The following is a 14,228-nucleotide window of genomic DNA, read 5'->3' on the forward strand; positions in this document are numbered from 1 at the left end:
GCTCCCCTCCTCTCAGAGATACTTGCGCGGATCGGCGATCGCGCCCTCGATCGCGGTGGCGGCGACCGTCGCGGCGTTGCAGAGGTAGATTTCGGAATCCGGGCTTCCCATCCGCCCACGGACGTTCAGGGTGCCCGTGGACACCGCCCGCTGATTGGCCGTCATGGTCGCGATGCGCCCGAAGCAGTAGTCGCAGCTGGGCGAGGAGATGAACGCGCCCGCTTCCGCCAGCGTCGAGATGAGGCCCTCGCGGCCCGCCGCCGCCATGATCTCCTGGCTGGTCGGCACCACGTTGAGCTGGAAGCCGGGCTTCACCTGCCGCCCTTGCAGGACCTTCGCGGCCACGCGCAGGTCCTCGAGGCGCCCCGACGCGCAGGAGCCGAGATAGCCGGCGTTGATCTCCAGGCCGAGGAAATCGGACAGGTTACGCGAGTTGGCCGGCGTCGGCGGGATGACGACGAGCGGTTCGAGGTCCGTCAGGTCGACGTCGTGGACGGCGGCGTACTCGGCGTCCGGATCGCTGTACACGGGCTCGATGGCCTTCTTGGCCCGCGGCAGGGCGTAGGCGAGGCGCTCGGCGTCCGGGTTCACGATGGCGGTGATCGCGCCGGTGAACATGGCGAGGCCGGTGATCGTCTGCAGCCCCTCCGTCGAGATCTGCGAGAGCGCGGGTCCGCCCAGCTCCAGCACCTGGAAACGGCAGGACGCCGGCCCCAGCGTGCGCACCAGGTGGTGGAAGACGTCGCGGGCCATCACGCCTTTCCGCAGCGTGCCGCGCAGGTTCACCCGCACGGTCTGCGGGACCTTGATGGAGATGCGCTCGCGCACGAACGCCTCCAGCAGGTTGCGGCGGATTCCCATCGCCAGGGTCCCGAACGTGCCGAGCTGGCTGATGTGGCCATCGAAATGAACCACAAACGCGCCCGGCGTGGCGTAGCCCACCTCCGCCGCGACCTGGTGTCCGATGCCGCGGCGCTCATAGAGCGCCACGCCGTTCTCGGCGCACCACTGGCGGGTGCCGATGTGGAGCTCCTCCTCCTTCGGAGTCGTCGCCGGCACCATGTGGTCGATGAAGATGGCGTAGCGGTCCGGCTCCGACACGCGGTCGATGCCGAAGTCCTCCTTCATCTGCTTGAAATAGACGTCCGTGTAGCCGGGGAAATCGTAGGCGATGACAAAGTCCGGCTTCGCCATGACCTCGTCGCCGGCCTTGACGGGCCCCTGGCCCGACACCCGCGCCAAGATCTTCTCGGTGATGGTGTAGCCCACGTGTGAACTCCCCAAAAATCCGCCCGCGCGGGCGGTGTGTTTCACTGAGCCCCGGCGGTCTCGGCTGGCCTGAAGGAGAAGCCGCCGTCCCGGCGCGTGATGTAGCCCGCGTGCGGCGGGCCGAAATGCGAGGGCAGCAGCAAGGCGCCCGTGTCGGCGCAGTGCTCGAGGAGCCGCAGCCGGGTGGCGCGGGCGGCCTCCCCATCCTCGCAGAAGCAGCTGTTGAGCTCCGGGGCGTAGACCTGGATCGGCTGGTGAAGCACGTCTGCGGAGCAGACGAAGCTCTCGCCATCGCGCTCGTAGACGAGGTTCAGCTGGGTCTCGGTGTGGCCGGGCGCGGCCACGGCCTTGAGGCCGGGCAGGATCTCGTCGCCGTCCTCGACGAAGTCGACGAGGCCCGCCTCCACCACCGGATCGACGCTGTCGCGGATCACGTCGACGTTTTCGGGCAAGCGGGCCCGCCCCGCCCCGCCCTCGCGCCAATGGTCGTATTCGGCCCGGCCGAACAGATAGCGGGCGTTCGGGAAGGTCGGAACCCAGCGGCCCTCCTCGGCCCGCGTGTTCCATCCTACGTGATCGATGTGCAGGTGCGTGCAGAAGACCAGGTCCACGTCCTCGGGCGTCACGCCGGCGGCGGCGAGGTTCTCCAGGTAAGGGAATTCCAGCATGTGGAAGCGTCGGAACAGCGGCAGGGCCCGGGCCTTGCCGTTGCCGGAACAGGTGTCGACCAGGATCGTTCGGCCCTGCAGGCGGATGAGCCAGGATTGGATGCTGGACATCACCTTCCCGCTTTCGGCGTGGAAGAAATTCGGCTGCGCCAGCTGGGGGTGGCGTGCGAGCAGGGAGCGATCGAAGCCGGGCAGCAGGAATGATGGCTCGAAGCCCTGCTCCAGCACTTCCTCGACGCGGACCACGGATACGCCGCCGAGATGAAACCTCGTCAAAGGCGCCCTCCCCTGGGCTTTCTTGCTTGCCCGAGAGGTATCACGGCGCACCCGCGCTGCCAACCCGCAAAATCCGTTTCACGTGATGACACGGCTGGTGGAAAGCGACGCACCGACGCCGAAATCTACAGCCTGGCCTTGGTCGCCTTGATCGCATTGGCTCGGGCCGTTCGTGTAAAGGGGCCCGAACCTGCATCGGCGAATTGCGCGCGCAGTCGTTGCCTGATCGGCTCGATCCGTTCCAGGCCGAACTCTTCGACGGCAGCCGACAAGCTCGTGCCCAGGAGACTGGTTTCCCACCAGTCGTCGAAGCCGTCGAAGATGCGTTCGACTCCGATCTCCGTCATCTCGACGCCTTCGAGACCACAATCCGCGAACAAGGCCCGCAGGGCATCCGGCGCCGAAACCGAGGCGCTTGGCGGAAGCGGCGGGACCATTCCGGCCGCCCGAAGCTCGCGGATGATCGGGAAATGAGGAAGGCCCGTCGGGATGTCCCACAAGTATGCGCAAACGATCCCTCCCGGCGCGGTGACACGGGCCATCTCCGCCACTCCTCTCGCCGGGTCGGCAAGGAAGAACAGCACCAGAGCGGCCGAACACGCATCCATCGATCCGTCCGTAAACGGGAGCCGCTCCGCATCGCCCTGTCGGAAATCGATCGATTGAACGCCTGGTCGCTTCCTGGCGAAGTCCAGTTGAGCCGGGGAAGGGTCGATCCCATGCACCGCGCTCGGAGCGCAGCGGTCCTGGATCAGTTGGGTGAAGGCGCCGTTCCCGCAGCCCACATCCAGCCAGCGCAATCCCGGGCGGGGATCGACCCAGTCCAGGAACACCTGGCCGGCCAACCGGCTCCAGCGTCCCATCATCCGCTCATAGGATTCACCGTTGTCGAACTTGATTTGGCCCGGCATGGCGCCCGCCTCGGTTCCTCGGGGCCGCAGGTCATCGGGCGGGGGCCCGACGCCTCGTCCACCGCTTCCCGAGGCTAGGAGCGCCGGGCAGGCGTGTCACTGGAGCAGAAGGCTTACACACTGCCGCGGCGGCCGCGGGCGATCCGATCCGGCCAGCCCTGAGCGAATGTCGGCCCTTCCGGCCGGTCAGCGGCGGTACTGGGCGTCGGTGACATGCTCCAGCCAGTCCACGGCCTTGCCGTCGAGCTTCTCCTGGATGGCGATGTGCGTCATGCCGGCCGTTGCTGAAGCGCCGTGCCAGTGCTTCTCGCCGGGTGAGAACCAGACCACGTCGCCGGGACGGATCTCCTCGACCGGGCCGCCCTCGCGCTGCGTCCAGCCGCAACCGGCGGTGACGATCAGGGTCTGCCCGAGCGGGTGGGTATGCCACGCGGTCCGGGCGCCCGGCTCGAAGGTGACCATCGCGCCCGCGACGCGCGCCGGATCAGGCGGGCTGAAAAGCGGGTCGATGCGCACCTGCCCGGTGAACCAGTCGGCCGGGCCCTTCTGGGAGGGCTGCGAGCCCGCGCGTGCGATGTCCATGGAGTTTCTCCTGTGATGTCTCCTGGATATGGGGCGCAGTCCTCTCAGGGCGGGCCTTCTCCTTCCCCCTCACGCTCATTCATGTCGCGCAGGCCGTTCGGCGGCGACCGCAGGCCGGTCGAGGGGCCAGCCCGGGACGCCTATTGCGAGGACAGCCCGGACACATGGGGGTACCTGCTTCGGATGGCGGCGACGTCCCGGGCGAACTCGTCCTTCATCCACTGGAAGACCTCGCGCAGGACGGGGCGCCTGCCGCTCTCCCGCACGACGAGCTCACACCGACGGCCAGTGCGAACCGCTAACTGGCTCGCGGGCGCCAGCTTGCCCTCGGCGAGCAGGAGCGACACGGTGTTGAGCCAGCCCAAGGCGATGCCCTGGCCCACCAGCGCCGCCTGCACGACGAGGGAGTAGTCGGACAGCGCGAACTGCTCCATGTCGAACCGGCCCGTCGCGGGCGAAAGGACGCTGGACCAATCGGGCTGAGCTTCGCTCAGGGTGATCATCCGGGCGGCCGGCGCATCGGAGTCCCCCCGCCACGCGAAGTGGGGTGCGCAAACCGGTATCAGCAGCTCGTCCATGAGCGGCAGCACTTCCTGCTCGCCCTCTCGCTTGTGGTCGTAGCGCATCGCGAGGTCGACCGCGTCCAGCGGGCCGCGCATGGGCCCCGACATGAGCTGGAACTGGATCTCCTCGCCCGGGAAGCGTTCGTGGAAGGCTGCCAGACGAGGCATGAACCAGTGCGTCGCGAAAGCGGACGACACCGAGAGCACGATCGGCCTCCGGCCGGTCTTCCTCGACGGGGTGAGCCTGTTCAGCGACCTTTCGATCTCACTGAAGCCCCTGGTGACGGCCGCAAACAGGTCGGAGCCTTCCGCGGTCAGCTCCACGCCTGTCGGCTTGCGGGAGAACAGCAAGACGCCGAGGTAGGTCTCCAGCCTGCCGATGGTCCGGCTGACCGCAGGCCCCGTCACCCCGAGTTCCGCCGCAGCGCGGGCGAAGGTGCCGCACCGGACCGCCGCCTCGAAGGCCACGAGCCCGTTCATCGACGGAAGCAGTCGGCGCAGTTGTGACATTACACAATGTAACTCCCCGATAAGAATTTGTCGGATTGCGGGGCCCCTCCGCAAGGCCCAATCTCGTCCGCACTCGCGCTTGGCGCGCACGGCCGCAGGAGCCTCCCGGAATGTCCTTCGCAGACTTCAAGGTCATGACCTTCGACATCGTCGGAACGTGCATCGATTTCGAGAAAGGCGTTCTCGACGGCTTCCGCGCGATGGGCGGCGCCGCTGCGCAAAATCTGAGCGACGAGGACATCTTCGCTCCCTACCTTGCCGGCCGGGCGAAGTTCCCGGGCCGCTCCAGCGTCGTAATGAGGGACGTGTACATCTACGCCGCCAAGGAACTGGGGCTGCCGCACGACGACGCCGCAGCCAACGGGTTCATGTGGCGCTTCTTCCAGTATCCCGCCTTCCCGGATTCCGCCGACGCGCTCCGCAGGCTTCGCCGCCGGTTCCGCCTCGTCGCCATGACGAACTTCGACCGCGTGGCCTACAGCGCCTGCGCCAACACCCTCGGGCTGCCATTCCATGACAGCGTCACGGTCGACGACGCGCAATATCCGAAGCCCGACCCGCGCTTCTTCTCGTACAACCTTGGGCGCCAGTCGGCCTTCGGCTACCGGCAGGAAGACATCCTCCACGTGGCCCAGAGCCAGTACCACGACATCGGGGTCGCTCGCGAACTGGGGTACAAGGTCTGCTGGATCGAGCGCCGCAAGGGCATGAAGGGGTTCGGCGGCACGCCCGAGCCCAAGTCCGTGACCAAGCCGGATTTCCATTTCGCCAGCCTCGGCGAGCTTGCCGACGCCGTCGACCGCGAGTTCGGCCGTTGACGGACCACGACACGCTTGCCTGATTCCCCAGGGGCCTACGCCCCGGCTGTGCAGCTTGCAGCCGCGCCGCGGTCGCGGGCAGTCAGCGGGCCTTCCTTACCGAGACCTGCTCTCGCTCCAGCTCGGCGCCAGCGCTTTCCTGGCGCATGACGGTCCCGATGCCGATGATCACGGGTCCGTCGGAGGGAAGCGGAAACGGGCCTCTCAGCTCGTCCAGCGTTCCGCGCCAGATCCGCTGGCTCGGGCGCGAGACGTCGCGAGCCACGAGAGTCGGCGTGTCCGCCGGCAGGCCCTCCGCGATCAGCCGTTCGGCGATCCGCGACGCCGTCTTGCCGCCCATGTAGATGATCGTGGTCGAGCGTGGGTCGGCGAGCCTCGCCCAGTCGAGGTCGCTCGGCACGTCGCCGTGGCGGTCGCGGCCGGTGACGAAATGCACCGCCTGCGCCTCGCCGCGGCGGCTGAGCGAAACGCCAAGCTCAGCCGCGAGCGCCAGGCCGGTGGTGATGCCGGGAACGACGGCCACCGGGATGCCGGCCGCCCGGAGCTCCTCGATCTCCTCCCCCGCCCGGCCGAAGATCATGGGGTCGCCGGACTTCAGGCGCACCACGTGCCTGCCCGCGCGCGCGAGCGTGAGCATGAGCGCGTTGATGTCCGCCTGCGCGCAGGACGGCCGGTCCCCCCGCTTCCCGACCATCATGCGCTTCGCCTCGCGGCGGGCGAGGTCGAGAACGCCGTCGGAGACAAGGTCGTCGAACAGGATCACGTCGGCCGCCTGCAGCGCCCGCACGGCGTTGAGGGTCAGCAGGCCTGGATCGCCCGGCCCCGCGCCGACGAGAGTGACGCGCCCTCCATGGCCGCCGCGGCAAGCGGGTTCACCCGTGCGTGCGCCATCGGCACGCGGCGCCGCCCCGAAGGCGCGCCTAGCCAGCTTCCCCAGCCGGGCCGTCTCGGCGCCGTCCGGCGCGCGAGCGGAAGGGACCAGGGTGGGAACGCGGCCTGACGTCTCGCTCATCGCTTCGAGCTCCCAATAAAAATGCCGCCGGCGCGTCCGCGCCTCCTTAAGCGGAGGCCGGCGCACCGGCGGCGTTGCCGGATGCCCACAATGTGGGCAGTTGGGGATCGCCCTTGATCCTGGGGCCCAACAAGCATGCCGCGTGCCAAGGACGCCGGCACGCCGCAGCCCTCGCCCGAAGCGCAGCGCGCTCTGGCCCGCCGCTTGCTTGGCGCGTGGCGACAAGGAAGCCGATGCAGTCCAAGAGCCTGAACGTCGCCGTCGTCGACACCAATCCCATCAGGGCCGCGATCCTGTGCGACGGACTGCAAGCCGCCGGCATCGAAACGGTGCACGTCATCCGCGACACCACGGGCGTGATGCGCGTACTGGCGGACCTCGCGCCGGATGTGGTGATCATCGATCTCGAGGATCCCAACCGCGACGTGCTGGAGCAGATGTTCCAGGTCTCGCGCAGCGTGTCCCGCCCGGTTGCCATGTTCGTCGACCAGTCGGACGCGAGCATGATCGAGGCGGCCATCGATGCGGGCGTGTCCGCCTATATCGTGGACGGGCTCCGCGCCGACCGGGTCAAGCCTATCGTGGACATGGCGATCAGCCGCTTCAACGCCTTCGCGAGGCTCAGGCGCGAGCTCGACGAAACGCGCCAGGAGCTGGCCGACCGCAAGACGGTCGACCGCGCCAAGGGGCTGCTGATGCGGGCCAAGGGGCTCGGCGAGGCGGAGGCTTACGCTCTCCTGCGCTCCACCGCCATGAAGCAGAGCCGCAAGATCATCGACGTCGCCGAAAGCATCATCCTGGCGGCCGACCTCCTCGGACCCAAGGGAGACGCCTCGTGAACACGGTTCTGCGCGTCGGCTTCATTCCCCTGGTGGACGCCGCTTCACTGATCGTGGCGGCGCACAAGGGCTTCGCCGCCGCCCAAGGCCTCGCGCTCGATCTGCAGCGGCAGATGTCCTGGGCCACGATCCGCGACAGGATTGCGACGGGCAGGCTCGACGCCGCCCACATGCTCGCCCCCATGCCCATCGCGGCGGCGCTCGGCATGCCCAAGGGAGCGCCGCGACTGATCGCGCCGGTCGCCCTGGGTTACAACGGCAACGCCGTCACCGTCTCCGAACGGCTCTGGAGCGCCATGGTCGAGCAGGGCGCGACCGAGACGGGGGATCCGGCGGCCAACGGCGCGGCGCTCGCTCGGGTCGTCCAGGCGCGACCTGCCGGGAGCGGGCCGCTGTCGCTCGCGGTCGTCTTTCCTTTTTCGCCGCACCGCTACGAACTCCTGGACTGGCTCTCCGGCGCGGGACTGGTCCCCGAGCGCGACGTGCGCCTGCCGGTGGTCCCGCCGCCTTTCATGGCGGATGCGCTCGAAGCCGGGTTGATCGACGGGTTCTGCGTCGGCGAGCCCTGGAACAGCGCCGCGATCCTGGGCGGCCACGGCAGGCTGGCGACCACCAAGGCGGCGCTGATGGGGCGCGGCCCGGAAAAGGTGCTCGCCCTGCGCGCCGATTGGGCAGAAGCGCATGAGGAGAGCGCGCTTGCGCTCACGCGCGCCATCGTGGGGGCAGCGCGTTGGTGCGACGCGCCCGAGAACCGGGAGGAACTCGTCGCCCTTCTCGCCGCATCCGACGCCCTGGACTGCCCACCCGAGCAACTGCGGCCGGTTCTCTCCGGCGAACTGCCGCTCGATGCGACGCGGCGCCTGTGCGCGCCAGAGGCCATCGTCTTCCATGCGGAGGGGGCCACCGAGCCAAGCCTCGGCCACGCCGAGTGGTTCTACCGGCAGATGACCCGTTGGGGCGACGCGCCGGGCGGCGCCGAGGCACGCGCCGCCGCGCTCGCCTGCTTCCGGCCTGATCTTTATGCGCGCGCCCTGGGCTGACCAATCAGCAGGCATCTGGGCCTCTTCTCGGCGCCGCCCCTCCCCTGTGCCCACCTAAAGTCCTGATTCGACTGGAGCGGCCTGTTGGCACGCTCCCTGCAAGGATCTTTGCATCCAGGACTGCAACGACGCAGTCCCCTCTCCGCAGAGCCTCATCGCGCAACGGCGCGCGATCCGGACCGCGGCCTCCCAGACATTCAGGATTTGGACATGGCCACACGTTCGCTCGTGGTCGTCGGCAATGGCATGGCCCCCGGCCGCGCCCTGGAGCGCCTGTTCGAAGCCGCCCCCGACGCCTTCAAGGTCACGATTTTCAACGCCGAGCCGCGGGTCAACTACGACCGCATTATGCTCTCGCCCGTCCTGGCCGGCGAGAAGGGCTTCGAGGACATCGTCATCCATGACGACGCCTGGTACGCCGAGCGCGGGGTCACCCTGCACAAGGGGCGCAAGGTCGTCGCCATCGACCGCGCCGCCAAGACCGTCACGGCCGAGGACGGTACGACGGCGGCCTATGACGAGCTGATCATCGCCACCGGCTCCCAGCCCTTCATGCTTCCCGTACCCGGCCAGACGCTGCCCGGCGTCGTCGCCTATCGCGACCTCGACGACGTGGAGGCGATGCTCGCCGCCGCTCGCAAGGGCGGCAAGGCGGTGGTCATCGGCGGCGGCTTGCTCGGCCTCGAGGCGGCGGCGGGCCTGAAGGCCCAGGGCATGGATGTCGTGGTGCTCCACCTGATGCCGCACCTGATGGAGCGCCAGCTCGACCAGGCCGCCGGCTACCTTCTGGAGCGCGCCATCGCGGCGCGGGGGATCACCGTCCACTGCAAGGCCAACACGCACGAGCTCCTGGGCGTCGACCGCGTGACGGGCGTCCGGCTCGACGACGGCACGATCTACGAGGCCGACATCGTGGTGATGGCCGTCGGCGTCCGTCCGAACGCCGACCTCGCCCGCAAGGCCGGGCTCGACGTCAACCGCGGCGTCCTCGTGGACGACAGGATGCGCACCTCCGATCCGTCCATCTTCGCGCTGGGCGAATGTGTGGAGCACCGCGGCGCCGTCTATGGCCTCGTCGCCCCGCTCTACGAGATGGCCAAGGTGGTGGCGGCCCAGCTCACGGGCGACGCCTCGGCCGCATATCGCGGATCGGTGACCGCGACGAAGCTCAAGGTCACGGGCTGCGACCTCTACTCGGCCGGGGATTTCGCGGACGGGCCGGGCCGCGAGGAGATCGTGCTGCGCGACCCCGCGGCGGGCGTCTACAAGCGGCTGGTCCTGAAGGACGACGTCATCATCGGCGCCGTGCTCTATGGCGATACGGCGGACGGCCCCTGGTTCTTCGACATGATCAGGCAGAAGACCGACGTCTCGGCCATGCGCCAGACGCTGATCTTCGGCCAGTCCTACCAGGGAGGCGCCTCCCTGGACCCTATGGCCGCCGTTGCAGCCTTGCCGGATGAGGCGGAGATCTGCGGCTGCAACGGCGTCTGCAAGGGCACGATCTCGTCGATCATCACCGCGAAGGGTCTGACCGGCCTGGAGGAGGTGCGCGCGCACACCAAGGCTTCGGCCTCCTGCGGCTCGTGCACGGGCCTTGTCGAGCAGGTGATCCGCCTCGCGCTGGGGGACGCCTACAACCCGGCGGCCGTGCAGCCCATGTGCGGCTGCACCGAGCTGGGCCACGACGACGTGCGCCGGCTCATCCGGGCCAAGTCGCTGAAGTCCATCCCGGCCGTTATGCAGGAACTCGGCTGGAAGACCTCCTGCGGCTGCGCCAAGTGTCGGCCGGCGCTGAACTACTACCTCGTGTGCGACTGGCCCGGCGAATACGAGGACGACAACCAGTCGCGCTTCGTCAACGAGCGCGTCCACGCCAACATCCAGAAGGACGGCACCTTCTCCGTCGTCCCCCGGATGTGGGGCGGTCTGACGAGCGCGAAGGAGCTTCGCGCCATCGCCGACGTGGTGGACAAGTTCGCCATCCCGACCGTGAAGGTCACGGGCGGGCAGCGGATCGACCTGCTGGGCGTCCAGAAGCAGGACCTGCCCGCCGTCTGGGCGGACCTCAACGCCGCAGGAATGATCTCCGGCGCCGCCTACGCCAAGGGCCTGCGCACGGTGAAGACGTGCGTCGGCTCCGACTGGTGCCGCTTCGGCACGCAGGATTCCACGGGCCTCGGGGTCAAGCTCGAGAAGTTCATGTGGGGTTCCTGGACGCCCGCCAAGCTGAAGATGGGTGTTTCCGGCTGTCCGCGGAATTGCGCGGAGGCCACCTGCAAGGACATCGGCGTCATCTGCGTCGACAGCGGCTACGAGATCCACTTCGGCGGCGCCGCCGGGCTGGACATCAAGGGCACGGAGGTCCTCGGGCACGCCAGGTCCGAGGCAGAGGCGATCGAGATCATCGCCGCCCTCACCCAGCTCTACCGCGAGGAAGGGCGCTATCTCGAGCGCATCTACAAATGGGCCAAGCGCGTCGGCGCGCCCCACATCCGCGCCGCGGTCGTCGACGACCGCGAGAAGCGCCGGAGCCTCTTCGAGCGCTTCGTCGTGAGCCAGAAGACCGCCCAGGTCGACCCCTGGGCCGAGCGCGTGGCGGGCAAGGACGCCCACGAATTCAAGCCGCTCGAGAGCATCCGCTTCATCCAGGCCGCAGAGTGAGAGGTCGACCCATGAACACGATCGTGACCGGCTGGCTCGAGGTGGCCGCCGTTGAAGACATCCCCGTGCGCGGCTCGCGCGTGCTCAGGTCCCCCGCGGGCGACATCGCGCTGTTCCGCGCGGCCGACGGCGTGGTGTTCGCCCTGTACGACAAGTGCCCGCACGGCGGCGGCCCCCTGTCGCAGGGCATCGTGCACGGCCACAGCGTCACCTGCCCGTTGCACAACTGGGTGATCTGCCTGAAGTCGGGAGAAGCGCAGGGCGCGGATCGCGGCTGCACGCCCAACGTCCCAGTGCGGGTCGAGAATGGCCGCGTACTGGTGCGCGCCGCGTCCCTTGTCGGACAGGCGGCCTGACATGGTGGCGCGCGAGCCCGGGATCGACGGCGCGGGCGGCGGGGGCCCCGCTCCGCCCGCCACCCGAACCACCTGCCCCTATTGCGGCGTCGGCTGCGGCGTGCTCGCCCGCCGTGAGCCTGACGGCCGCGTGACGGTCCAGGGCGACCCGAACCATCCGGCCAACCGCGGCCGGCTCTGCTCCAAGGGTTCCGCGCTCGCCGAGACCCTGTCGCTTGCTGACCGTTTGCTGCATCCGCAGGTCGGGGGCCGGCGCGTCGGCTGGGACGACGCGCTCGACCTCGTGGCCTCGCGCTTCAAACAGGCGATCCGCGAGCATGGCCCGGATTCCGTCGCCTTCTACGTCTCGGGCCAGCTGCTCACGGAGGATTATTACGTCGCGAACAAGGTGATGAAGGGCTTCATCGGCTCAGCCAACATCGACACCAACTCCCGCCTCTGCATGGCCTCGGCCGTGGCCGCCCATCGGCGCGCCTTCGGCTCGGACACGGTCCCGGGCGTCTACGCCGACCTCGAGGAGGCCGAGCTCGTCGTCCTCGTCGGCTCCAATTTCGCCTGGTGTCACCCGGTGCTGTTCCAGCGCCTTCTGGCGGCCCGCGCGAGCCGCGGCGTGCGGCTGGTGGTCATCGACCCGCGCCGAACGGCGACGGCCGAGCAGGCGGACCTGCACCTGCCCATCGCGGCGGACAGCGACGCGGCCCTGTTCAACGGCCTCCTGCGTCACCTCGACCGCGTCGGCAAGCGCGACGTGCCCTACACGGACGCCCATGTGACAGGTTGGCCCGAGGCGGTCGCGGCCGCCGCGCCCGCGACGCTCGAAGCCGTGGCGGCCGCCACCGGATGCTCCGCCCAGGACATCGCCCGCTTCTACGCCGAGTTCGCCGGAGCCGACCGGGTCGTGACCGTCTTCTCCCAGGGCGTGAACCAGTCCGTGTCCGGCACGGACAAGGCGACCGCGATCCTGAACTGTCACCTGTTCACGGGACGCATCGGCAAGCCCGGAGCCTCGCCCTTCTCCATCACCGGCCAGCCGAACGCCATGGGCGGCCGGGAGGTGGGCGGCCTCGCCACCATGCTGGCCGCGCACATGGACCTGGAGGACGCGGCGGCGCGCGAGCGCGTCCAGCGCTTCTGGGGCTCGCCGGCGATCGCGACCCGGCCCGGACTGAAGGCTGTCGAACTGTTCAGCGCCGTCCGCGAGGGGCGGGTGAAGGCGCTGTGGATCATGGCCACCAACCCGGCGGACTCCCTGCCCGACGCCGACGAGGTCCAGGCGGCGCTGCGAACCTGTCCTTTCGTGGTCGTGTCGGACGTGACCGCCCGCACCGATACGGCGCGCTTCGCGCACGTGCTGCTTCCGGCCGCCGCCTGGGGGGAAAAGAACGGCGCAGTGACCAACTCCGAGCGCCGTATCTCACGCCAGCGCGCTTTCCTGCCGCTGCCCGGCGAAGCGCGCCCGGATTGGTGGGCTCTCGCTGCCGCCGCGCGGCGCATGGGCTTCGCCGGGTTCGACTACGAAGGGCCGGCCGCCATCTTCCGCGAACACGCCGCGCTCTCGGCCTTCGAGAACGACGGCGCCCGCGCCTTCGATATCGGCGCCCACGATGCGATCGGCGCGGCCGCCTACGACGCGCTCGCGCCATTCCAGTGGCCCCAGCGCCGCGGCGAGCCTGCGCGGGACACGAGGTTTTTCTCCGAAGGCGAGTTCTCCACGCCGGACGGGAGGGCCCGCATGACCCCTGTCGCAGTCCTCGCCGCCGTGGCGCAGCGCGCGGACTTCCCGCTCACCCTGAACACCGGCCGCATCCGGGACCAGTGGCACACCATGACGCGCACGGCCAAGTCGCCGCGCCTCATGGCGCACTACGGCGAGCCCTTCTGCGAGATCCACCCGGCCGACGCCGCGCGCCTCGGGGTCGCGCCGGACGGAATCGTGCGCGTGACCACGGAGCAAGGATCCGTGCTCCTGCGGGCCCTCATCACCGACCGGACTGCCCGGGGCTCGGTCTTCGCGCCCATGCACTGGAACGACCAGTTCGCCGGCGCCGGCCGCGTCAACGCGCTCGTCAGCCCGGCTACTGACCCGGTCTCGGGTCAGCCCGGCTTCAAGCGGACCACATGCCGCGCAGAGCCGTTCCCGGCCGCATGGTTTGGCTTCGCCGTCAGCGCGACGCGGCCGGCTCCCAGCTCAGTGGAATACTGGGCCCTCGCCCCCGCCACTGGCGGCTACCGCATCGAACTCGCGGGCCACGCCCCTCCTGCCGATTGGCGAGCCTTCGCCGAAAGACTCTTCGGGGTCGAAGGCGAGGACCTGGACTGGGTCGCCTATCACGACCGGCTCGCCGACAGCATCCGGCTCGCCGCCTTTGCGGGCGAGCGGCTCGTGGGCGCGCTCTTCGCCGCGCCGCAGCCGGTGGCCCTCGCGCGCGGCCTGCTCGTCGAGGCCCTCGCGCAAACACACGCCGGCTCTTGCCGAGCCAGGCTGCTCGCCGGGCTCGCAGCCGCCGGCGCGCCGGACCGCGGGACGATCGTTTGCGCTTGCAGGGAGGTTGGCGCGAAGCAGATCCACGCGGCCATCCGGACAGGCGCGGCGAACCTTGACGCCATCGGCGAGAGGCTCGGGGCCGGCGCCAACTGCGGCTCCTGCCGGCCCGAGATCCAGCGCCTCATCCAAGCCGCCCGCGTGGCCGCGCCGGAAACCCGGACAGCCTGACCCATCG

At 69.5% G+C, this 14,228-nt stretch carries 12 protein-coding genes; 6 read left to right on the forward strand and 6 right to left on the reverse strand.

Going from position 1 to position 14,228, the window contains the following annotated elements; genetic code table 11:
- Window positions 1-12: 12 nt before the first annotated feature.
- The 5 genes from SLNSH_RS03125 to SLNSH_RS03145 all read right to left on the reverse strand — a co-directional run bounded on the left by SLNSH_RS03125 (window position 13) and on the right by SLNSH_RS03145 (window position 4,779).
- Complete coding sequence (locus tag SLNSH_RS03125; protein WP_106335210.1) at window positions 13-1,269, reverse strand: 3-isopropylmalate dehydratase large subunit; 1,257 nt, start codon at window positions 1,267-1,269, stop codon at window positions 13-15.
- Window positions 1,270-1,310: 41 nt separating this feature from the next.
- Complete coding sequence (locus SLNSH_RS03130) at window positions 1,311-2,213, reverse strand: MBL fold metallo-hydrolase (protein WP_106335211.1); 903 nt, start codon at window positions 2,211-2,213, stop codon at window positions 1,311-1,313.
- 125 nt (window positions 2,214-2,338) lie between these two features.
- On the reverse strand, window positions 2,339-3,124 hold the full coding sequence (locus tag SLNSH_RS03135) for a class I SAM-dependent methyltransferase (protein ID WP_106335212.1): 786 nt from the start codon (window positions 3,122-3,124) through the stop codon (window positions 2,339-2,341).
- Window positions 3,125-3,310: 186 nt separating this feature from the next.
- Window positions 3,311-3,706 carry a (R)-mandelonitrile lyase gene (locus SLNSH_RS03140; RefSeq protein WP_106335213.1) on the reverse strand — a complete coding sequence of 132 codons (396 nt, stop codon included), beginning with the start codon at window positions 3,704-3,706 and terminating at the stop codon, window positions 3,311-3,313.
- A 140-nt stretch (window positions 3,707-3,846) separates the two neighbouring features.
- Window positions 3,847-4,779 (reverse strand): LysR family transcriptional regulator, encoded by a 933-nt coding sequence (locus SLNSH_RS03145; RefSeq protein ID WP_106335214.1) that lies wholly within the window; start codon window positions 4,777-4,779, stop codon window positions 3,847-3,849.
- A gap of 110 nt (window positions 4,780-4,889) precedes the next feature.
- Here SLNSH_RS03145 and SLNSH_RS03150 point away from each other — a divergent pair, with 110 nt between their 5' ends.
- Entirely contained in the window at window positions 4,890-5,597 is a 708-nt protein-coding gene (locus SLNSH_RS03150; protein WP_106335215.1) for an HAD-IA family hydrolase, read from the forward strand.
- A gap of 82 nt (window positions 5,598-5,679) precedes the next feature.
- On the opposite strand, the gene cobA is transcribed toward SLNSH_RS03150, so the two are convergent.
- On the reverse strand, window positions 5,680-6,609 hold the full coding sequence (gene cobA, locus SLNSH_RS03155) for a uroporphyrinogen-III C-methyltransferase (protein WP_106335216.1): 930 nt from the start codon (window positions 6,607-6,609) through the stop codon (window positions 5,680-5,682).
- A 233-nt stretch (window positions 6,610-6,842) separates the two neighbouring features.
- Between cobA and SLNSH_RS03160 the strand changes: the two genes are divergently transcribed.
- From SLNSH_RS03160 to SLNSH_RS03180, 5 genes are all read left to right on the forward strand, one after another.
- A complete protein-coding gene (locus SLNSH_RS03160; RefSeq protein WP_106335217.1) occupies window positions 6,843-7,448 on the forward strand; it encodes an ANTAR domain-containing response regulator in 606 nt (201 codons plus the stop codon).
- Entirely contained in the window at window positions 7,445-8,488 is a 1,044-nt protein-coding gene (locus SLNSH_RS03165; protein WP_106335218.1) for a CmpA/NrtA family ABC transporter substrate-binding protein, read from the forward strand. The genes SLNSH_RS03160 and SLNSH_RS03165 overlap by 4 nt, the downstream gene beginning before the upstream one ends.
- A gap of 210 nt (window positions 8,489-8,698) precedes the next feature.
- Window positions 8,699-11,152, forward strand: coding sequence for a nitrite reductase large subunit NirB (nirB, locus tag SLNSH_RS03170; RefSeq protein ID WP_106335219.1), 2,454 nt, complete (start codon window positions 8,699-8,701; stop codon window positions 11,150-11,152).
- 11 nt (window positions 11,153-11,163) lie between these two features.
- On the forward strand, window positions 11,164-11,508 hold the full coding sequence (gene nirD, locus SLNSH_RS03175) for a nitrite reductase small subunit NirD (protein WP_106335220.1): 345 nt from the start codon (window positions 11,164-11,166) through the stop codon (window positions 11,506-11,508).
- A 1-nt stretch (window position 11,509) separates the two neighbouring features.
- Entirely contained in the window at window positions 11,510-14,221 is a 2,712-nt protein-coding gene (locus tag SLNSH_RS03180) for a nitrate reductase (protein ID WP_106335221.1), read from the forward strand.
- Window positions 14,222-14,228: the final 7 nt, after the last annotated feature.

It is taken from the genome of Alsobacter soli (genome assembly GCF_003004785.1).
In the GTDB taxonomy this organism is placed as follows: Bacteria; Pseudomonadota; Alphaproteobacteria; order Rhizobiales; family Beijerinckiaceae; genus Alsobacter; species Alsobacter soli.